General features: G+C 72.7%; 21 protein-coding genes. 12 read left to right on the top strand and 9 right to left on the bottom strand.

Annotation, left to right across the window (positions count from 1 at the left end):
- Positions 1-718: 718 nt before the first annotated feature.
- Positions 719-2,080 carry an acyltransferase family protein gene (locus ACFP1K_RS38770; protein ID WP_380763145.1) on the top strand — a complete coding sequence of 454 codons (1,362 nt, stop codon included), beginning with the start codon at positions 719-721 and terminating at the stop codon, positions 2,078-2,080.
- Positions 2,081-2,089: 9 nt separating this feature from the next.
- Positions 2,090-2,815, top strand: a complete 726-nt coding sequence (locus ACFP1K_RS38775) for a 16S rRNA (uracil(1498)-N(3))-methyltransferase (RefSeq protein ID WP_380763147.1) — start codon at positions 2,090-2,092, stop codon at positions 2,813-2,815.
- Between the two features lie 15 nt (positions 2,816-2,830).
- On the opposite strand, the gene ACFP1K_RS38780 is transcribed toward ACFP1K_RS38775, so the two are convergent.
- Together ACFP1K_RS38780 and ACFP1K_RS38785 are read right to left on the bottom strand one after the other, a co-directional pair.
- Positions 2,831-3,508 (bottom strand): hypothetical protein, encoded by a 678-nt coding sequence (locus ACFP1K_RS38780; protein ID WP_380763149.1) that lies wholly within the window; start codon positions 3,506-3,508, stop codon positions 2,831-2,833.
- The gene (locus ACFP1K_RS38785) at positions 3,505-3,984 is read right to left on the bottom strand and encodes a SigE family RNA polymerase sigma factor (protein ID WP_380763179.1); all 480 of its coding nucleotides are present in this window, start codon (positions 3,982-3,984) and stop codon (positions 3,505-3,507) included. Before ACFP1K_RS38785 ends, ACFP1K_RS38780 begins: the two co-directional genes overlap by 4 nt.
- A gap of 273 nt (positions 3,985-4,257) precedes the next feature.
- Between ACFP1K_RS38785 and ACFP1K_RS38790 the strand changes: the two genes are divergently transcribed.
- The 4 genes from ACFP1K_RS38790 to ACFP1K_RS38805 all read left to right on the top strand — a co-directional run bounded on the left by ACFP1K_RS38790 (position 4,258) and on the right by ACFP1K_RS38805 (position 7,618).
- The gene (locus ACFP1K_RS38790; protein ID WP_380763150.1) at positions 4,258-4,602 is read left to right on the top strand and encodes a histidine triad nucleotide-binding protein; all 345 of its coding nucleotides are present in this window, start codon (positions 4,258-4,260) and stop codon (positions 4,600-4,602) included.
- Positions 4,603-4,877: 275 nt separating this feature from the next.
- Positions 4,878-5,840: a PhoH family protein gene (locus ACFP1K_RS38795; RefSeq protein ID WP_380763181.1), complete on the top strand. Its 963-nt coding sequence runs from the start codon at positions 4,878-4,880 to the stop codon at positions 5,838-5,840.
- 9 nt (positions 5,841-5,849) lie between these two features.
- Positions 5,850-6,329 carry an rRNA maturation RNase YbeY gene (ybeY, locus tag ACFP1K_RS38800; RefSeq protein WP_380763152.1) on the top strand — a complete coding sequence of 160 codons (480 nt, stop codon included), beginning with the start codon at positions 5,850-5,852 and terminating at the stop codon, positions 6,327-6,329.
- Positions 6,326-7,618 carry a hemolysin family protein gene (locus ACFP1K_RS38805; RefSeq protein ID WP_380763154.1) on the top strand — a complete coding sequence of 431 codons (1,293 nt, stop codon included), beginning with the start codon at positions 6,326-6,328 and terminating at the stop codon, positions 7,616-7,618. Before ybeY ends, ACFP1K_RS38805 begins: the two co-directional genes overlap by 4 nt.
- A gap of 354 nt (positions 7,619-7,972) precedes the next feature.
- Here the strand turns inward: ACFP1K_RS38805 and ACFP1K_RS38810 are convergent, their stop codons facing one another.
- From ACFP1K_RS38810 to eccB, 5 genes are all read right to left on the bottom strand, one after another.
- The gene (locus tag ACFP1K_RS38810; RefSeq protein WP_380763156.1) at positions 7,973-9,376 is read right to left on the bottom strand and encodes a WXG100 family type VII secretion target; all 1,404 of its coding nucleotides are present in this window, start codon (positions 9,374-9,376) and stop codon (positions 7,973-7,975) included.
- A 22-nt stretch (positions 9,377-9,398) separates the two neighbouring features.
- Complete coding sequence (locus tag ACFP1K_RS38815) at positions 9,399-9,797, bottom strand: hypothetical protein (RefSeq protein ID WP_380763158.1); 399 nt, start codon at positions 9,795-9,797, stop codon at positions 9,399-9,401.
- A gap of 83 nt (positions 9,798-9,880) precedes the next feature.
- On the bottom strand, positions 9,881-10,192 hold the full coding sequence (locus tag ACFP1K_RS38820; RefSeq protein ID WP_380763160.1) for a WXG100 family type VII secretion target: 312 nt from the start codon (positions 10,190-10,192) through the stop codon (positions 9,881-9,883).
- 20 nt (positions 10,193-10,212) lie between these two features.
- Entirely contained in the window at positions 10,213-10,530 is a 318-nt protein-coding gene (locus ACFP1K_RS38825) for a WXG100 family type VII secretion target (RefSeq protein WP_380763162.1), read from the bottom strand.
- A 181-nt stretch (positions 10,531-10,711) separates the two neighbouring features.
- Positions 10,712-12,148 carry a type VII secretion protein EccB gene (gene eccB, locus ACFP1K_RS38830; protein WP_380763164.1) on the bottom strand — a complete coding sequence of 479 codons (1,437 nt, stop codon included), beginning with the start codon at positions 12,146-12,148 and terminating at the stop codon, positions 10,712-10,714.
- A gap of 669 nt (positions 12,149-12,817) precedes the next feature.
- On the opposite strand from eccB, the gene ACFP1K_RS38835 reads away from it, so the two are divergent.
- The 3 genes from ACFP1K_RS38835 to ACFP1K_RS38845 are packed head-to-tail and all read left to right on the top strand — an operon-like array spanning position 12,818 to position 15,189.
- Complete coding sequence (locus tag ACFP1K_RS38835; RefSeq protein WP_380763166.1) at positions 12,818-13,885, top strand: hypothetical protein; 1,068 nt, start codon at positions 12,818-12,820, stop codon at positions 13,883-13,885.
- Positions 13,882-14,565, top strand: a complete 684-nt coding sequence (locus ACFP1K_RS38840; RefSeq protein ID WP_380763168.1) for a hypothetical protein — start codon at positions 13,882-13,884, stop codon at positions 14,563-14,565. Before ACFP1K_RS38835 ends, ACFP1K_RS38840 begins: the two co-directional genes overlap by 4 nt.
- A gap of 45 nt (positions 14,566-14,610) precedes the next feature.
- Complete coding sequence (locus ACFP1K_RS38845; RefSeq protein WP_380763170.1) at positions 14,611-15,189, top strand: hypothetical protein; 579 nt, start codon at positions 14,611-14,613, stop codon at positions 15,187-15,189.
- A 4-nt stretch (positions 15,190-15,193) separates the two neighbouring features.
- Here the strand turns inward: ACFP1K_RS38845 and ACFP1K_RS38850 are convergent, their stop codons facing one another.
- The gene (locus ACFP1K_RS38850; RefSeq protein WP_380763183.1) at positions 15,194-15,634 is read right to left on the bottom strand and encodes a YbaB/EbfC family nucleoid-associated protein; all 441 of its coding nucleotides are present in this window, start codon (positions 15,632-15,634) and stop codon (positions 15,194-15,196) included.
- A 195-nt stretch (positions 15,635-15,829) separates the two neighbouring features.
- Between ACFP1K_RS38850 and ACFP1K_RS38855 the strand changes: the two genes are divergently transcribed.
- Genes ACFP1K_RS38855 through ACFP1K_RS38865 form a run of 3 tightly spaced genes read left to right on the top strand, consistent with a single transcriptional unit; the run spans position 15,830 to position 17,356 of the window.
- Positions 15,830-16,132 carry a hypothetical protein gene (locus ACFP1K_RS38855; protein WP_380763172.1) on the top strand — a complete coding sequence of 101 codons (303 nt, stop codon included), beginning with the start codon at positions 15,830-15,832 and terminating at the stop codon, positions 16,130-16,132.
- Between the two features lie 31 nt (positions 16,133-16,163).
- Complete coding sequence (locus ACFP1K_RS38860) at positions 16,164-16,940, top strand: hypothetical protein (protein ID WP_380763173.1); 777 nt, start codon at positions 16,164-16,166, stop codon at positions 16,938-16,940.
- A 20-nt stretch (positions 16,941-16,960) separates the two neighbouring features.
- Positions 16,961-17,356 (top strand): YbaB/EbfC family nucleoid-associated protein, encoded by a 396-nt coding sequence (locus ACFP1K_RS38865; RefSeq protein ID WP_380763175.1) that lies wholly within the window; start codon positions 16,961-16,963, stop codon positions 17,354-17,356.
- Between the two features lie 26 nt (positions 17,357-17,382).
- Here ACFP1K_RS38865 and eccD read toward each other — a convergent pair.
- Positions 17,383-18,803: type VII secretion integral membrane protein EccD (eccD, locus tag ACFP1K_RS38870; protein WP_380763177.1), on the bottom strand; the 1,421-nt coding region annotated here is incomplete at its 5' end.

An 18,803-nucleotide genomic window follows, 5' to 3' on the forward strand; every position in this document is an offset into this window, starting at 1 on the left:
TTGAGCCCTTCCCCTCGACCGTCACACGATGGCTCACTTTGTGCTAGCCGTCGATCGCTGATCGTCACCACTTACACCACTCGGCGGGACGTCACCGGTGAGCCCGGTAGGACCCGGGGGTGCGGGGGTGTCCCCCGCATGAGCACAGCCCTTGCGCCTTCCGCGCGAAGCGCGTCCTCTGCGAGGACCTTTTCGCCGGGCTGCGCAGGGCATGGGTTTCCGCGCGAAGCGCGTCCTCTGCGAGAGCCATTTCGCCGGGCCGAGGAAGATATGGGTTTACTGCCGTACGGTAGCGCCGGATTCGCCGTGTCATGTTCTGTGGACCCGGTGCCGGTCAGACGAACCTTGACGGGGCTTTGGTGGCGTCGTCGTATGGCGGGGAACCCGTGTGGGGCGTCGGTCCAAGGATGGTCGAGCGGTGGGGAGTTGGCGAAAGCCCTCTTGGCTGGGTGGGTGGGGACGACTGGTGTCGGTTTGTGCCTTGCCGACCGTGGGTTAACCGAATCGCGACGGTTTCGACTTCGTGCGGGGACGCCGCCCCGGGAGTGTGGGCGCTCCGGCGGGTCGTGTTCGCAGCCGTCAGTACAGCGTCCCCGGGGGACGGGGTATGGCGGTGGCGTGGTACGTAACCGGCATTTCGGGGTGGAGGGTGGGGGAGTGGGGGAGACACGCGTTCAGGTGCGGCTGGGAGGGGGGGATTCGGCTTAACGTCGTGGGTATGACGGGTGACCCTCTGCGGGTGGTTCGGCGGGTGGTCCGGGAGATGGGGCGGCAGGCCGCGCGGGTGCCGGTGGAGCGGGATCGGCATGTCGATCTGGTTCGGGCGTTCGCGATCGTGATGGTGGTGGTGGGGCACTGGCTTTCGGTTTATGTGGTGCGGGACGCGGCGGGGTTTCGTGGGGGGAGTGTGCTGGAGTTCGTGCCGTGGACGCATCCGCTTACCTGGGTGTTCCAGGTGATGCCGCTGTTCTTCCTGGTGGGAGGGTACGCGAACGCGGCGTCGCTGACGTCGCACCTGCGGCGCGGGGGGAACGGGACGGGGTGGGCCCTCGGGCGGGCGGCGCGGCTGGTGCGGCCGACGACGGTGCTGCTGTGCGGGCTGGCGGTGGCGGCGGGGGTGGCGAGGGCACTGGGGGTCCCCCCGGCGCAGGTGGGCGCGGGGGTTTGGCTGGCGGCCATCCCGTTGTGGTTCCTGGTGGCGTACATCGCCGTCGTCTTCCTCACCCCGTTCATGCACGCCCTGCACCGCCGCGCGGGGCTCGCCGTGCCGGCCGTACTGGCGGCGCTCGTGGCCGCCGACGACGTGGCGCGCCTGGGCTTCGGCGTCCCCTATGTGGGCCTGGCGAACTACCTGCTGGCATGGCTGGCCGTCCACCAGCTCGGCTTCTCGATGCGGGACGGGCGGCTGCGACCCCGCTGGGGCCTCGCGCTGGCGGCGGGAGGGTTCGCGGCCCTGGTGCTCCTCACCGTGCCAGGGCCCTACCCGGTCAGCATGGTCGGCCTCGGCGGCGACCGGACGCAGAACACTGCCCCGCCCACGCTCGCCCTCCTCGCCCTCGCGGTCACCCAGACGGGCCTCGCCCTGGCGTCGCGGGACCGGGCCGCCCGCTGGCTGCGCCGCCCAGGCCCGTGGACGGCCGTGGTCGCCGTCAACTCGGTGATCATGACGTTGTTCCTCTGGCACATGACCGCCGCCGTGATCGGCGTCGTCCTGCTGTACGGCACCGGGGCCCTCCCCGCGGCCGCCCCGGGCTCTCCCCTCTGGCTGGCCCTCCGCATCCCCTGGCTGGCCTGCCTGGCCGTCGTCCTGGCCCTCCTGGTCGCCGCCTTCGCCCGCTTCGAGCGCCGTGCGGCCCAGGCGCCCACCGTCCCGGCGGTCCGGGGAGCCGTGCCCGCCACGCTGACCGTCGCCGGTGCCGCCGCCGTGGTGGCCGGCCTGCTGGGTGTCGCCCTCGCCGGCCCGTCCGACCACGGCCCGCTCGGCCTGCCCCCGGCCGTGCTCGCCACTTACCTCGCCGGAGCCGTCCTCCTGGCCCTCCTGCACAGGCGCGGGGAACGGGCCGGGGAACGGGATGGCTAAGGTTTGCGGGTGAGCGTGCCTGTGTTTCTCGCCGAGGACCTCTCGGGCCCGGAGATCGTGCTGGACGGCGCCGAGGGGCGGCATGCCGCCACCGTGCGGCGTCTGCGCCCGGGTGAGCGGGTCGACCTCACCGACGGCGCGGGAACGGTGGCCGAGGGCGAGGTGCGGGCCACCGGCAAGGACACCTTGAGGGTGGCGGTGCTGGGCCGCCGGGTCGTCCCGCCGCCCGCGCCGCGGCTGGTGGTCGTCCAGGGGCTGCCCAAGGGCGACCGGGGCGAGCTGGCGGTCGAGATGATGACCGAGGCCGGGGTGGACGTGATCGTCCCCTGGGCGGCGGCACGCTGCGTGACGGTCTGGAAGGCGGACCGTGCGGCCAAGTCCCTGGCCCGCTGGCGGTCGGCGGCACGGGAGGCGGGGAAGCAGGCGCGCCGCTTCCACCTCCCCGAGGTGACCGAGCAGGCGACGACGGCCGAGGTCGCGGCGCTACTGGACGCCGCCTCGGCGGCGGCCGTGCTCCACGAGGAGGCCACCGAGCCGCTGTCCCGGCTGGCCCTGCCGGCCGGGGGCGACATCGTGGTGGTGGTCGGCCCCGAGGGAGGCATCACCGAGGAGGAACTCAGCAGGTTCCGGCAGGCCGGAGCCACCCCCGCCCTGCTCGGCCCCACCGTCCTGCGTACCTCCACCGCTGGCGTGGCCGCGGCGGCGGTGCTGCTCACCCGTACCGGCCGCTGGTGACCGGCGTCCCGGGGATCAGCTGGGAGCCAGGTCCTGGGGCGGGGCGTCGGTGGCGGAGTCGGTGGTCATCTGCGGGGACATGGTGACGGTCGGGCTCGGCTCGGTGGGAGCCGTGGCCGTCGGCGCCGCCGGCGTGGGTGCCCGGGTGGGGACCTTCGAGGGGGTGTTCGACGGGGTGGGCTTGGGCTTGGGCTCGGTGGTGCGGCCCTCGGGGTCCGACTCGGACTCGGAGGGCGCCGGGCAGGAGGTCGCCTCGGCCGGGGGGGCCGTGGCGCAGTCCGTGCCGGGGGTGGGAATGGTGCTGGGCTTGGGGGCCGGCGTCGGGGCGCCGGGCGTCGGCGAGCCGGGAAGGGGACGAGCGGAGCCGCCGGTGGTGGGCGGCAGGTTGCTCGGTGGTCTGCGCGTGCTCGACTCGTCGGGCGGGGAGGTGTCGAACTGGACGGGGACGATGGACCGCTGGTCCCCGCCGCCGTCCCCGCGAAGCGAGGGCACGAAGGTCACGATCGCGGCGGCCACCAGGACGGCCCCGAAGGCCGACGCGGCGGCGCGCCACCAAAAAATGCTCCGCGGCCCGCGCTGCTCCACGCGGGTGCGGATGATCTGCAGTCCTTCCGCGGAGGGCACGACGGAATCCGCCTCCGCGCGCAAGACACGGCGCAGGATGTCGCCGTACTCGTCGGGGGATTCGGTCATGACAGTTGCTCCAGTAGCGTCCGTAAGGCGGCCATGCCGCGGGCTGTGTGGCTCTTCACCGCACCCTTGCTGATGCCCATGGCACTGGCGATCTCCGCTTCGGAGAGGTCGCCGTAGTACCGCAGGACCAGCGCCTCGCGCTGCCGTGCCGGGAGCCCGCGCAGGGCCTCGATCACGGCGGACCTCTCGAGTTCCCCGATGGCGCCGTTCTCCGCGCTCGGTGCGTCGGGCAGCCCCTTGGGGGCGTACTTCTCGACGACGGCGCGGTGGCGCAGCACGGAACGCGAGCGGTTGACGACCGACTGACGCAGGTAGGCGAGTGCCTTGTCGGTGTCGCGCAGACGACGCCACGCCCCGTGAAGGGCGACGAAGGCGTCCTGTACGACTTCCTCCGCTGTGGCGCTGTCGCGGACCAACAGCACGGCCAGACGCACGAGCGACCGATAGTGGGCGCTGTAAAGCGCCGTAACGGCCATGTCGGCGTCCCAACCGACGGGCACCGCCCCGAGCGACCTGTCGGCCACGAGGGTCTCGGTGGTCACATCAGTTGGACGCACGGCCTTCCCAGAGGGTTTACGCTCTGCCGGTTCTTTAGGGGGCATGACCCAGTTCGTGTCCTCGCCGGTGGCCTCGCCGACACTGACCGCTGCTGACGCTGAAGTGTCGCACACCAACCCTAGCCGGGGGGATCATTCCGCGCTGCCTCCTCGGTATTACCGATTGGCAACAGAGGTGACTACCATTCGGGCGTGACAGACTGCCTGTTCTGCAAGATCGCGGCCAAGGACATCCCCGCCTCGATCGTCTACGAGACCGACCGCACGCTGGCGTTTCGCGACGTCAACCCGCAGGCGCCGACCCATGTGCTGGTGGTCCCCAAGGAGCACTACGAGAACGCCGCCGCGCTCGCCGCGGCGGACGACGGCCTGGCCGACGAGGTCCTGAAAGCCGCCCACGCGGTGGCCATCCGCGAGGGGATCGCGGACGAGGGGTACCGGCTGGTTTTCAACACCGGGCCGCAGGCGGGCCAGAGCGTGCTCCACGTGCACGGTCACGTCCTGGGCGGGCGCAGCCTCACCTGGCCTCCGGGCTGAGGCGGACCTCACCTCGGGATGACCCTGAGCACGGATAGCATGGGCATATTCAGCGGCGCCACCCGGCCGGATGCGAGAGCATGAGTGGCGATACCCGCATGAAGCGCGACAAACCAGATCAGTCAGACCGGGAGGCGAGCAGGCCGCAAGGGCCGCCCATGTCCGAGTCACACGAGAACCGAAGCGCGCCGAACGGCGCGAAGACCGGCGAACCGCCGCGCACCAAGGGCCCGTCCCGCACCCAGGCCAAGGTCATCATCCCGGACGACCACTCTATGGTCAGCCTCCTCGGCTCCCGCGACGAGCTTCTGCGCGTCATCGAGAACGCCTTCCGCGCCGACGTCCACGTCCGGGGCAACGAGATCACCATCAACGGCAGCCCAGAGGAGAGCGCCCTGGTGGTGCGCCTCTTCGAGGAGATGGTGGAGCTCCTGCAGTCCGGCGCCCAGCTCACGGCCGACGCGGTCGAGCGCAGCATCGCCATGCTCCGCATGAGCAGCGCCCGCCCGGCGGACGTGCTGTCGCTGGACATCCTGTCCTCGCGCGGCCGCACGATCCGCCCGAAGACGGTGAACCAGAAACGCTACGTCGACGCGATCGACAAGCACACCATCGTGTTCGGGATCGGGCCCGCGGGCACCGGCAAGACCTACCTGGCCATGGCCAAGGCCGTGAAGGCCCTCCAGGCCAAAGAGGTCAACCGCATCATCCTGACCCGGCCGGCGGTCGAGGCGGGAGAGCGGCTCGGGTTCCTGCCCGGCACGCTGTACGAGAAGATCGACCCCTACCTGCGCCCGCTGTACGACGCGCTGCACGACATGATCGACCCCGACTCCATCCCCCGGCTGATGGCGGCGGGCACGATCGAGGTGGCGCCGCTGGCGTACATGCGAGGCCGCACGCTCAACGACGCCTTCATCATCTTGGACGAGGCGCAGAACACCTCGCCCGAGCAGATGAAGATGTTCCTCACCCGCCTGGGCTTCGGCTCCAAGATCGTCGTCACCGGCGACGTCACGCAGATCGACCTGCCCGGCGGGCAGCTGAGCGGCCTGAAGGTCGTCCAGGATATCCTGGAGGGCATATCGGACATCCATTTCAGCAGGCTGACGAGCGCGGACGTCGTCCGGCACAAGCTGGTGAGCGACATCGTCGACGCCTACAGCCGGTACGATCTCGCGACCGCCGAGCCACACGACATCAAGGGCGGCAAGCGCCCTCCTCCTCGGGGAAGATAACGAACGATCATGAGTATCGAGGTGGCCAACGAGTCGGGCGTGGACGTCGACCAGGCCTCGCTCGTGGCGCTGGCAGGCCACGTGCTGGCGCGCATGGGCATCCACCCGCTCGCCGAGCTCTCCATCCTGATCGTCGACGAGGCGGCCATGTCCCAGCTCCACGAGCAGTGGATGGGCGAGCCGGGGCCGACCGACGTGCTGGCCTTCCCCATGGACGAGCTGCGGCCCATGCAGGGCGGCGCCCGGCAGGACTCCGACGCGGCGCTCGACCCGGCGCTGCTCGGCGACGTCGTGCTGTGCCCGCAGGTGGCGGCCAAGCAGGCCACGGAGGCCGGGCACAGCGCCGAGGACGAGCTTGAGCTGCTGTGCACGCACGGCATCCTCCACCTTCTCGGGTACGACCACGCCGAGCCCGAGGAGCACAAAGAGATGTTCGGCCTTCAGGGCGAGCTGCTCGACGCGTGGCGGGAGGTGCGGCGGGAGCCGTGAGTTCCCCCAGCGGATGGTTGCTGGCCGCCGCCTTCCTGATCGTGGTCGGCGGCCTGATCGCCAGTGCGGAGACGGCGCTGGCGCGCATCTCGCGGGTGCGCGCGGAGGAGTTCGCCCGTAAGGGCCGGCGCAGCGCGCACCGGCTCCAGGCGATCGTCGCCGACCCGCCGCGCTACCTCAACCTGCTGTTGCTGCTGAGGCTGAGCTGCGAGCTCGGCGCCACCGTGATCGCGACGCTGCTGTTCATCGACCTGCTCGGCGACGAGGGCCAGGCGTACGCCGCCGCGGCCGGGGTCATGATCCTGATCAGCTACGTGATCGTGGGGGTGTCGCCGCGCACCCTCGGGCGGCAGCACGCCGAGCCGATCGCGCTGGCCAGCGCGCCGATCGTGTACGGGCTCACCCGCATCTTCGGGCCGTTGCCCAAGCTGCTGATCCTGCTCGGCAACGCGCTGACGCCCGGCAAGGGGTTCCGCGACGGGCCGTTCACCTCCGAGGCCGAGCTGCGGGACCTCGTGGACCTCGCCGAGGAGCGCCGGGTCATCGAGCCCGACGAGCGGCAGATGATCCACTCGGTGTTCGAGCTGGGCGACACGATCGTGCGCGAGGTGATGGTCCCGCGCACCGACATGGTGTTCATCGAGCGGGGCAAGACCCTCGCGCAGGCGATGTCGCTGGCGCTGCGCAGCGGCTTCTCCCGCATCCCCGTGGTCGGCGAGAACGAGGACGACGTGGTGGGCATCGCCTACCTCAAGGACATCGTGCGGCGGGTGCACGAGTCCGGGGACAACGGGGAGACCGAGCAGGAGAAGGTCTCGTCCCTCATGCGGCCCGCCACCTACGTCCCCGACAGCAAGCCCATCGACGAGCTGATGCGCGAGATGCAGGCCAGGCAGATCCACCTCGCCATCGTCATCGACGAGTACGGCGGCACCGCGGGCCTGGTCACCATCGAGGACGTCCTGGAGGAGATCGTCGGCGAGATCACCGACGAGTACGACCAGGAGGCCCCGCGTGTCGAGTGGCTGGACGACGGCGGCGCCCGCGTGACCGCCCGCCTCTCCGTGGACGAGCTGGGCGAGCTCTTCGACACCGAGATCGACGCCGAGGACGTGGACACCGTCGGCGGCCTCCTGGCCCACGCCCTCGGCAGGGTCCCCATAGCGGGTTCCCAGGCCCTGGTCGACGGCCTCAGCCTCACCGCCGAGACCACCGCGGGCCGCCGCAACCGCATCAGCACCGTGGTCGTCCACCGCCAGCCCGTCCCCACCGCCGCCGACTCCGACTGAGCACCCCCTCCCACCTCCATCAACGGGGGATTGGTGGTGTCTTGTGGGGATGTTGGGGGAGATGTGGCAAGCGTCCTTTAAGTGGTTTGCAAGTGGGGAGTGGGATCTTTTCTTCAGGCGCCCAATGGCTCGGGGCGCCGGTAGGGGGCGGTACGCCGAGGAGGGGTTCGCGGTGTGCCGGTAGGGCTGGGGGGACGCGTCACGGTCCCCGGCCGGAAACGCTCCGGCCGGGTTCCGGACGCCAAAAGGGTGCCCCGCCTGCTCAGGCAGGCGGGGCACCCTTGGCGTTTCCGGGGCCCGGTGGGTGTTCCCGTCCCGGGAGCCGGCGGGGTTCCCCGCCGTCCGGGACGGGTGTCAGGCGATCACGGTGGGGGCGACGGGTCCGTCGCCGCCCCAGACGCTCTCGTCCTCGGTCAGCCAGGTGCTGCGTTCGCGTTCGCGGTCGCCCTCGCCGGGGCTCGCGCCCATGGGCATGAACGGCATGCCACCGAGAGGGGTGCCCGCGCCCGCCGCCGCCCGGCCGGCCAGGGCGGCCTGTCCCGCGCCGGCCGCGCCACCGCCGTACGCCGTGCCGCCGCCCGCCCCGGCGGAACCGAGGGGGCCGGTGCCGAACGGGCCGGTGCCCAGGGGGCCCGTGCCGAGCGGATTCACCCCCGTGGGGTTCAGCGTGGTCGGGATGGACGGGATGCCGGTCGGGTTTGGCGTGCCGGGGAGGCCTGACGTGCCGGTGGGCAGTGTGGTGGCGTTCGGGGGCACGGTGGCGCCGGGCGGGGTGACCCCCGCCAGGCCGGTGCCACGCGGGTCGTTCGGGTCCAGGCCGCCGCCCGTGCCGCCGCCCGCGGAGCCGCCGGGGGGTACGGCCGGTCCCGCGCCGCCGGGACCGTTGCCCGATCCGTCGCCCGGCAGCCCGGTGCCGGGACCGCCGGTGCCAGGGCCGCCCGTGCCGGGACCTCCGGCGCCGGGAACGCCGGATCCGGTGCCCGGCACGCCGCCGGTGCCGCCCGGGATGACGCCGCCTCCGGTGCCGCCGGGCAGACCGGTGCCGCCGAAGCCGGAACCGCCGCCGAAGCCGCTCCCGGAACCGCCGCCGTAGCCCGAGCCGCCGCCGTAGCCGCCGCCCCCACCGCCGTATCCGCCGTCGCCGCCGGGGTAGTCGACCGGCGTCAGCGGGGGAGTGGTGGGCGGCCCGGGAGCGGGGAGCACCATGGTGACGTGCGGGGGAAGCCCCTGGTAGACGGTCGAGATGCGCTGGTTGATGCGCTCCAGGTGCTCGCGCGCCTTCTCGTTGTCGCTCTTGGTCTCCCCGGCGATGGCGCCCGAGATGATGGTGATCGGCGAGATGGTCTTCCAGTTCTCGCCGATGTCGTCGTCCCAGGTGAACGTGCCGCTGGTCGGCAGGTTGGCCTTGGCTTCGCGCAGCTCGGACGCGTAGTCGTTGTGCGCGGCCCCCACCTCCCGCGACCGGTACGCCAGCTCGCGCGCCGTGGCGTGCAGCAGTTGCAACGCCTTCTGCGCCTCCTGCGAGGACTTGTCCTTCCAGTCGCCCGCCATCGTCCCGGCCACCGACTCCAGCAGGGCCTGGGTGTCCTCCAGCATGGAGGCCGCCCGGATGTAGGCGTCCCCCGCGGTCGCCACCCAGTCGGGATCGGTGTTGAGGATCTTCGAGCGCACGCTCTCGACACCGCCGTAGGTGCTCGAATCACCGTGCGGCGCCGCGGTGCCCGCTTTGATGGCTTGTATCTCGCTAATCCGGCCCATATCGACTATCGACCCATCTTGGCTACGTCAGGTCTTTGAGACCGACATCGCTGGCGGTCTCGGCCTTCCCGATGTTCTGGAATGCCGCGTTGATCACCGCGATGGCGGCCTCGTACTGCATGACCAGCTTCTCGTAGCCGGTCGTGATCGCCGTGTGGCCCTGGTTGAAGACGAGGCCGAGCGACTGCGCCGCGTCCCATTCCCCGACGTGGGCGGTGGTCACCCTGCCGTACGTCCGCAGGTGCTGCACCGTGCCGGACTGGATCCCCTTGAGGCGCTCCACGTCTTCCTCCAGCGCCTTGAGGAGGTTGCGGACCGAGGGGTGGTGGATGTCCACCCCGTCGCCCACCTTGGTCCCCGGCCACTCGGGGTCGAGGTGGAAGCCGTCGTACGCGAAGCCGCTGCTGCCGTTCTCGCCCATACGCGTCCCCTAAGCTGCGCGACCGCCCCGCCCCGTCGTGCGGCGGGCGCGGTCCGCCGTCTCGCCTTGTGCCGCGGCCGCCGTCAGCGGCCGTCGAACATCGCCACGTTGGCCTTCTCCGCGAGGGAGAAGTTCTCGTGCCCCTGCTCGATCACCGCGCCGAGCTGGTTGAGCAGCGCAGCCATGCGGGCCGAGGCGGCGTCCCACTGAGCCCGGGCGGCCCAGTAGGCGGTGCGGGCGTCGCCGTCCCACTCGCCGAGCAGCCGGTCCAGTTCCGTCTCCAGGTCCTGGAGCGTGCCTTCCATCGCCTGCCACTGGCGGGCGAAGTCCTGGCGGCCGGTGGCCATGCTCCCGAAGTTGACGAGGGTACGGTCGACGTCGTTGTTGATCGCCATGATGATCTCCGTCGGTGTGATCAGGCGTTGATGTCGGCGGCGAGCCGCGTGGCGGCGCCGGCCTGCTCGGCCTCGGTCCTGCGGTACTGCGCCTCGACCAGGTGCAGTTTCCTGGCGAGCTCGCCGAGCTCACGCACCACGACGCCGAGTTCGGTGTTCCACGAGTTGTAGACCGACTCGAACGCCATGCCCGACTGGCCGCCCCAGCCGGCCCGCAGGTCGGCCACATGCCCCTGAAGCTGGGTCTGGATGCTGCCGATCAGCGTCTGGGCGTTCTCGGTCCGCTTGGCGGACTCGACGATCTGGGGGAGATTGGCGGCGGTCTGTTGCTGGGCCATGGGATACCTCCATGTACGGCCTGTGCCGTTCTCGCAGCGGCCGGCCAAAGAGGAACGCATCGTCGGCCCCCGCGATGCTGATCACTGCAACATTAGGATCAATCTCCACAAGGTGGTCATGCGTCACATTCCAAGTCAGTAACGCTTTTGTGTCCCTCTGGCCCGCCGAATCACTCACCCCTCATTGGACCTGCGGAGACGCCCCGCCGATGGGGACGGGCACCCGCGCGGCGGCCGGATCGAGCACCGGGCCCTCGGGAACGAGGTGCAGCAGGTGCGCGGGGATCGGCGCCACGTGCGCGGCGTCGTAGCCCAGCATGGCGAGCACGTCGCCGGACGCCAGCGCGAACCTCCGCCCCTGGTCGGTGATCAGGGAGTGGTCGCGGACCGAGGCCAGCTGGCCCTCGCCGGGCAGCAGGCCGGCCAGCACCGCGCCGCCCGGCGGCAGCAGCACCTGGTCGACGTGGTCGGGGTCCCCGCCGGCGGTCGGCGGCGCCGTCATCGCGACGCGGCCGCCGATGGTGAGGCTCGCCCGAGTGGAGCCCTTGGCGGTGTCGGCGTACACGGCGCACAGCGGCGCGGAAGGGTCCGGCGTCTCGATCTTCGGCATGGTGGACGGCATCCCCTGCGCCGCCAGCGACGTGCGCGACTGCGGGAAGGCGTTGGCGCGGGCCGCGTCCACCTCCAGGGGCCGCATGCGGCCGCGGCCGTAGGCGGCCTGGCTGGCCGGGTCCTGGAGCATCAGCGTGGCCTGGGTCTGGGAGATCGCGGCCAGCCCGTCCCTGAGCAGGACGTACCACCGGGCGTCGCCGCCGGTCACCGCGGGCACCGTGTACACCCGGCCCACCGCCGACGCCCGCCCGTCCGGCCCGCGCACCCGCGTGCCGCGCCCGGCGACGCGCGGGCCCGCGAAGTCCGGGCCGATCGGCAGGGCGTTCAGCCAGGACGCGGGCACCTGCCGGGGCCGCTCGGCCGTCAGGGCGCGCACCCCCGCGTCGGTGACCCGCATGCGGCGGTTCGCCAGGACCACCCAGGACTGCTGCCCGTCGTCGGCGAGCATGGCGCCCGCGCCGAAGGGCCGCCCGCCGACCGCCATGCCGCCCACCAGCGTGACGTACGGCCGCCGCGTCCCGCCCGCCTCCGAGGTCTCGGCCACGCAGGCCGACCACGGTCCCTGCACCAGTTTGTCCGGCGCGGGCAGCGAGTCGGGGGCGCCGGGGATGCCGACCAGCGTGCCGCGCGTGAAGCCCGCCAGCGAGGCCGGAGACACCGTGCGCACGGTGACGGCCGCGGTGCCGAGCAGCAGACGGGCCGAGGTGTAGTTGGCGACGGGGATCAGCTTCTCCTCGGGCTTGCTGTAGACGAAGGTGGCCCCCGTGCCCTCCTCGACGATCAGCACACCCGGCTCGGTGAGCGCGGTGGCGCCCCCCGGCCGCAGCAGCCCCCAGATGCCGAACGCGGCCGTCACCAGTACCGCCACCAGCACGCCGCAGAACATCGCCACGTTGTGCCGCCGCATCGGCGACTCGGGCACGTCGGGCTCGGCCTGGAGCAGCGCCATCGCCAGGCGCTGCGTCATCAGGCGGTGCGCCTGGTAGAGATCACGACGAGTCTGCATGCCACCTCTCCCATTGGGCCGGCGCGGTCCTGACGCGGAAAAGCATAGAAGCGGTGTCCAGACCACGACGCCCCGTCCGCGGGCCCGAATCGCCGTTCCTGTACGGCCGTACGCACGCTGGGCTAGTGTGCAGGCGCACGATGGGTAGGGTGGGTGTGGCCTCGGTGTGACACGCGAACGGGGGCGGCGATGAGCGTACGAAGAGGCATCGAAGCACTACTGAACGACCACGTCCCCCCACCTCCGAACGCCCCCCCACAGCCCGGCGCCACCCACACCCCACCACCGGCCACCACCGCGCCCACGTCCCCGGCGGACGTCACCGCGCTATCGAGCGGCACGATGCCGACCGCGTCCCCGGACGCGGCGCCTACCGCGTTGTCGAACCTCGCGCTGCACACAGCGTCGCCGGATGTCTTGGCGCCCACCGCGTTGTCGGACGTCGCGGTGCAACCAGCGTCGCCCGATGTGTCGGCGCCCACCGTGTTGCCGGACGTCATGGGGCCCACAGTGTCGGCGGATGTCATGACACCTACCGCACCGCCGGTCGGCGGCGCGGCGCCGGATGTCACTTCCGGGGCCGGGCCCTCCGGCGGGCCGTACGCCGTGCCGAGCGGGCCCGCGGGGCCGGACGGTCTGTGGGGAGGAGGGAGCGGGCAAGTCGGGCCGATGTCCGTTCATGTGGTGAATCCCGACCAGCGGCTGGACGGGGCGGGGGATCCCGGTGTGCCGGTGGCGCCAGGGGAGCCGCTGGTGGCGGATCCGTTGTACGCGGTGCGGGGGCCGTCGGCGCCGGAGATGAGCGTTCCGGTGGTGCCCGACCCGAACGACCCGGAGTTCCCGGGGCCTCCTGACCCGAGCGTCCCGCCCATTCCCAACCCGGACCTGCCCGGGCAGCCCGACCCGAACCTGCCGCCGGTCCCGAACCCGGACCTGCCGTCCCCGCCGGATCCGGGCCTGCCCGGCCCGGGGGACCCGCTGATCCCGGACCCGGGCTTCCCGGTCCCGCCCGGCCCCCCGGCACCGCAGTCGCCCGACATCCCCGGCCCGCCGCAGCCTCCGGGCCCGCCGGACGTCCCCGGACCGCCGGAGCCGTCCCCGCCGGTGCCGCCGCCGGACATCCCGGGGCCACCCGACCCCACGCAGCCACCGGTGCCGCCGCCCGACATCCCCGGGCCGCCGGACCCGTCCCAGCCACCCGTGCCGCCGCCCGGCATCCCCGGGGACCTGGGGCTGCCGCCGGTGAGCGACCCCACCGGGGGAGGCGGTATGCCCGGTATGCCCTCAGGCGGAGGCGGCTTGCCCGGCCTGCCGTCCGGCGGGGGCGGCATGCCGTCCCTCGGCGGTGGCCCTTCGGGGGGAGGCGGCGCCGTGCCGTGGCGCCCGCCGTCCCAGGGGGCCGCGCCGGGGCAGCCGTTGAAGACGCGGGAGGTCGAGCACCAGGCCGTCATCGACCTCGGGGTGAGCGTGGACACGCGGCCCGGCGCCACGCTCGACCGCGTCCACCAGGACGTCCGGGGCATCAACGTCGGCGCGCTGGACTTCGGCCTCGTCGGGCTCGGGCTCAGCGGGGCGCACGGCACCGTCAGGGACAGCGCCGCCGGGTACGTCCAGGCGGCCCGCGCCCAGCTCGGCGTGTGGCGGGACAAACTCGGCCTGTCCGGGGAGAACTGGCGCCTCAGCCACGACGACGTGGTGGTGTCGAGCGAGACGCTGAAGACGGGGCTCGGGCAGTGAGCTACGAGAGCGGGCAGTGGCTGTACGCGGGCGGCCTGGCCGGCATCTACGCCTACGCGGCCCTGGTCAACCCGGTCCGCGGGCTGGCCATCGCCGCCGGCGCCACCAGCATCGCGTCCAACCCTCAGAGCATCGCGGCGGCGGGCGACCGGTGGACGACCGCCGGCCAGGACGTCGCGGCGGCACAGGGGGAGCTGCACGAGCTGATCGCCTCGGTCCCCCCGGAGAAGTGGACCGCGCAGGACAGGGAGATGTTCACCCAGGCCGTCCAGGAGTTCAACCAGACGCTCCGGCAGGGCGGCCAGGTGTACGACTCGGTCGCGGGCAACCTGAAAGGCCTGGCCGGGCTGTCCTACGCGGGCGGCGTCGTGGTGGCCGCCGCCGGGGCCGTACTCGGCGCCCTCGCCGCGACCCGCTTCATCCCGGGCGTCAACCTCGTGACCGCCCCGGCGGGCGAGGCCATCGCCATCCCGGTCGAGCGCACCGTGCTCGGCCTGGTCCGCAAGTACGGCATGGCCGCCACCGTGGCCGGCACCCTGCTCTCGATCGCCGTCGGCTTCAACCAGTCCAAGGCCGCCGAGCTCGAAGCCGGAGCCCAGCCCCTGGACCTGCAGAAACCCCAGTTCACCAGTCTCGACCTGCCCCTGACCAACCTCAACCCCCCGCAGCCCACCCCCTGACCTCGCGGCCATCGCGCCCCACCTGGCCGCCGTTCGAAGGCCGGTATGCAGAAGAAGACTCCAGAGCCCCCGGCGGGTGACCCCGGGCCGCGTGGACGGTGGAGCGGGTTCTTCGGCCGCACCGTCGAGGCGCGGACGGGGGTCATCGCCGCCGTCACCGGGGTGCTGGCGCTGGTGGTGGCGATACTCGCCTGGTGGGCCCCGTTACCGTGGTCGGGCGGCGCCGACGTCCCCGAGGGGTTCCTCGGCACGTGGCGCGGCCAGGTGGCGATGAAGATCGACGACCCCCTCGGCGCCAAAGGAGGCTCGGCCGGGGTCGACGAGATCACGATCCGGCAGGCCGCCGTCGGGGAGGTCGCCGCGGACCAGCGCGCCGTGGAGTGGGTGGACGGCGTGGGCTGCTCGCGCAGCTGGGAGCTGACGGAGGCCGCCGAGGACCGGATCGAGCTGAAGGCGAGGACCACCACCGTCCCGGAGGGCCTGCCGCCCGGGATGACGTGCCTGACGGACCTGACGATGACCGTGCGGCTCGCCGGCCAGGACACGATCGGGATCACGGCGGGGTACCACTCGCTCGGCACGCTGCTGACGGCGTTCAGCGGGACCCTGACGCGGCAGGGCTGAACACTCAGAGGTCGAGGCGGCGGCGGATGGTGTCCAGGTGGGCCATCACCTCGTCGAAGGTGCGGTCGTAGACGGCCTCGGCCTCCTTGACCTTGGCCAGCGCCGCCTGCGGGTCCTCCAGGAGCTTCATGGGGTTGTCCTGGTCGCCGAAGACCTCGGTCATGAGGGCCACGGCCTTCTCCCGCAGGTCCTCGGCGGCGGCGGCGATCACCTGTTTGATCAGCTCCGCGAGCTCGCCGGAGGGCAGCCGCATGGCGCGCGGGTCGAGGCGGAGGTCGTACAGCCCGGCCTGGGTGTACTCCGCGGTGACCAGCCTGTTGCCGTCGCTCGCGCTGCCGGTCAGGGTGCCGGTGCGGCGCTGGAGCTCCTCCAGGCGGGCGAACTGCTCCTGCGTGCCGCGCAGCAGCTTCTCGACGTCGATGTTGGCGAAGTCGCCGAAGTCCATCACGCGAACCCAACCTCCGTCGCCTCGCGCTCCAGTGGCACCTTACAGCCGCAGAGGCCCCAAGTCCGCATGAACAGTGATCATCCACCAAGTTGCCGATCTGCCCGGCATAGATGAACAAATCAGGCAGATCGCCCGTCCGGCTCCGAGCCCTGGTAGACATCGATTCGTCACGCCGATCATGGAGGGCGGGCTATGAGCCAGGAGCGGTACGTCACCTCGGCGGCCATCGAGGGCATCGTCAAGGAGATCGACGAGGACGTGCTGCCCGCCATCCGGCGGATGCGCGCGCTGATCGACACCACCGGCGTGCCGTTCCCCGGATGGGGCGCGGTCGGCGAGCTGCTGGTCGGCGTGCCGTACGGGCGGGTGCAGGACGACGTGCGCGAGAAGTTCGCCGAGGCCGAGGCGGTGCTGGAGGCCTGGGCGGGACGCCTGGAGACGGCGCGGCGCAACTGGCGCACCGCCGAGGAGCAGTCCACCGTCGTCTACGTCTGACCGCCCGCGAACACCGTCCGAGGAGACAGCCATGCCGCCAGGGCCGTACGGACCGTCACCGGGCACCGCCGCGGGCAGCGCCGCCGCCGTGCTGCGCGACCTGCGCAGGGCGGCGATGCTCTCCCGGCCGCTGACCGTCGGGATCGCGATGGCGGCCACCGCCGTGGCCAACGTGCCGGGCATGGCGGACGCCTACAACAACTGGGAGTCGCTGCACTCCCGGCTGGACACGGTGAACAAGACGTACATCCGCAATCTCGGCGAGTCCGGCAAGGACGGCTGGATCGCCGCCGACCACGACGCGTTCTCCGACGCCGTGGAGCGTTACCAGGAGGCCGTGGAAAGCCTGCGCGCCTACGTGAAGACCGTCGCGGGCATCGTGGACGAGCTCGGCGACGCCTACCGCGCGTACTGGCTCGCGCTGGCGCGGGTCGCTGCGGTGCTGCTCGCCGGGGTCGCCATCGCCGCCGCGATGCTCGCCACGCCGTACGCGGCCGCCGGGTACGCGCGGCTGCAGATGCTCGGGCTGCTGGCCAACGGCGTCATCGCCGCCGCGACCGGGATGCTGGCGAAGGTGGTGTCGGCCGTCGCCGGTGGCATGTCGGTGTACTTCGCCGGCAAGGCGTACGTGCAGATGTACAACCTCCAGCCCACCGGCGCCGCCAAGGTGGACTTCACCAAGGCGGTGATCGACGCCGACGGGCTGCCGTCGTTCCAGGAGCCCGCGGGGCCGGGGCGGCTGCCTCCCTCGTCCGGGTTCGAGTGGCGTGAGCCCGTGAAGTCGGCTCCTCAGCCCTACCAGCCGTGAACGGGGAAGGAAGACCGCCTGTGTTCGATCCCGCCCGGCTCGGGCCCGATGATTTCGCGCGGGTCGCCGAGGAGAGCATGGAGTCCGTGCGGCGCCTCGGGGACGCGCTCGGCGGGCTGGCCGGGCTGAAGGGGGAGGGGGCCGCGGGCGGCGGGCTCGTCGGGGCGGTCGTGGACGCGGGCGGGCGGCTCGAAGGCGTCACGCTGGACCCGCGGGCCCTGCGCATGGACAGCCGTTCCCTGGCCGAGGCGATCACCGAGGCCGTGCGAGCCGCCCAGGACGACGCCCGCGCCCGCGCCGACGCCCTCCTCGGGGCGCCCGACGTGCCCGCGCTGGACGGCATGCTGGCGTGGCTGGAGGAGACGGCCCGCGCCATGGGGGAGACCCCGTACGACGACCGGCCACCCGGGCGCTGAGGCCCGCCGTCCGCGTGACCGGCTGTTCAGCCGGCCAGGCCGCGTATCCAGGCGTAGACGTCGAGGACGGCGAGGGCCAGGGGGAACAGGGACATGATCAGGAGGAACTCCAGGATGTCCCCCGCGCGGCCCCAGAACGGTGACGGCCGGTCCGCCGACAGGAACAGGCCCATGCCCGCGGCGACCGCGGCGGTCACCAGCAGCGCCGGGGCCACCAGCAGCGCGGCGGTGCGGCCGGCCAGGGCCACCGAGACCAGGAACAGCACCAGCCCGGCCGTGCCCGCGCCGATCAGCCACACGCGCTGGCCGACGCCGAGGAACACCCGGGCGCGGACCAGCAGGGCCAGGGCGAGGATGACGTGCATGACGCGGGCGGTCCAGCCGTCCGCGCCGAGCAGCAGCGTCTCCCCGGCCATCGCGACCAGGGCGGCGCCGGCGGCGAGGCCCGTGGCGAAGCGCTCGGCCTCCACGGCCCGGCGCTTGACGTCCGGGCCGTCCAGTTCCTGGTCCTCGGCCCGCAGTTCCTCGGCGTTGCGCGGCGCGGCGGGCAGCGGCAGGCGGGCCAGCCGGAACGACAGCGCGGGGATGAGCGGGGTGCAGGCGAGGACGACGGTGGCGATGGCCGCGGCGACGCCGGGCACCGGGGCGTCCCACACCATCACCACGGCGGCGCCCGCCGCGCCCGCGAGGGAGGCGATGACGACGCCGAAGTAGTTCGGCAGTCCCTCGGCGATCGCCCACCCGGCGACGGTGGCGGCCAGCGCGGTCATCGCGAAGCCCGCCAGCACGCTGGGCGCGCCGAACCACAGGATGCCGACGTCGCGGGCCGGGGCGTACATGCCCGCGAGGAAGGCGAACGGCAGCGCGGCGTACCCGACCGCGGCTCCCGCCCCCGCGTCGCCGAGGGCCCGCGAGAGCGCCGCGCCCGCTCCGACCAGGAGCAGCGCGAACACGCCCGCGACCACGGCCGTCAGCCGCCACGGCGGCCCCGCGGCGGTCATGGCCAGCGCACCCGCCACCAGGAACGCGACCGCCGTCCCGAGGCCCGCCGCCCGGGTGTGCCGCGCTCCCCAGCGTCCCGAACGCTCCTTGATGCCGGTGGCGATCGTGTCCGCCACGTCGTCGAACACCGCCTCCGGCAGCTCCGACGGCCGGGGCAGCAGATAAAGCACCTCCCCGTCCCGAACCCCGAGCCCGTTCAACCCGGCGTCCAGATCCAGCGGCCGCGCTCCCACCCGCTGCAACACCCACTCAGCCGACGCAAGCGCCGGATCCTCCCCCGTCTCCCCCGTCGCCGCCAGCACCCCCGGCAGGACATGAGCGAGCGGCAGATCCGAAGGAATAGCCAGATCCACCCGCTTCCGCGGCGTCACGATGGTCACCCTGCTCAACGCGACCGCCGCCCCCGGCACCCGCAAGACCGCCACCGGACCCACCCCGTCCCCCC

Source organism: Sphaerisporangium aureirubrum (assembly GCF_042658925.1).
Lineage (GTDB): Bacteria > Actinomycetota > Actinomycetes > Streptosporangiales > Streptosporangiaceae > Sphaerisporangium > Sphaerisporangium aureirubrum.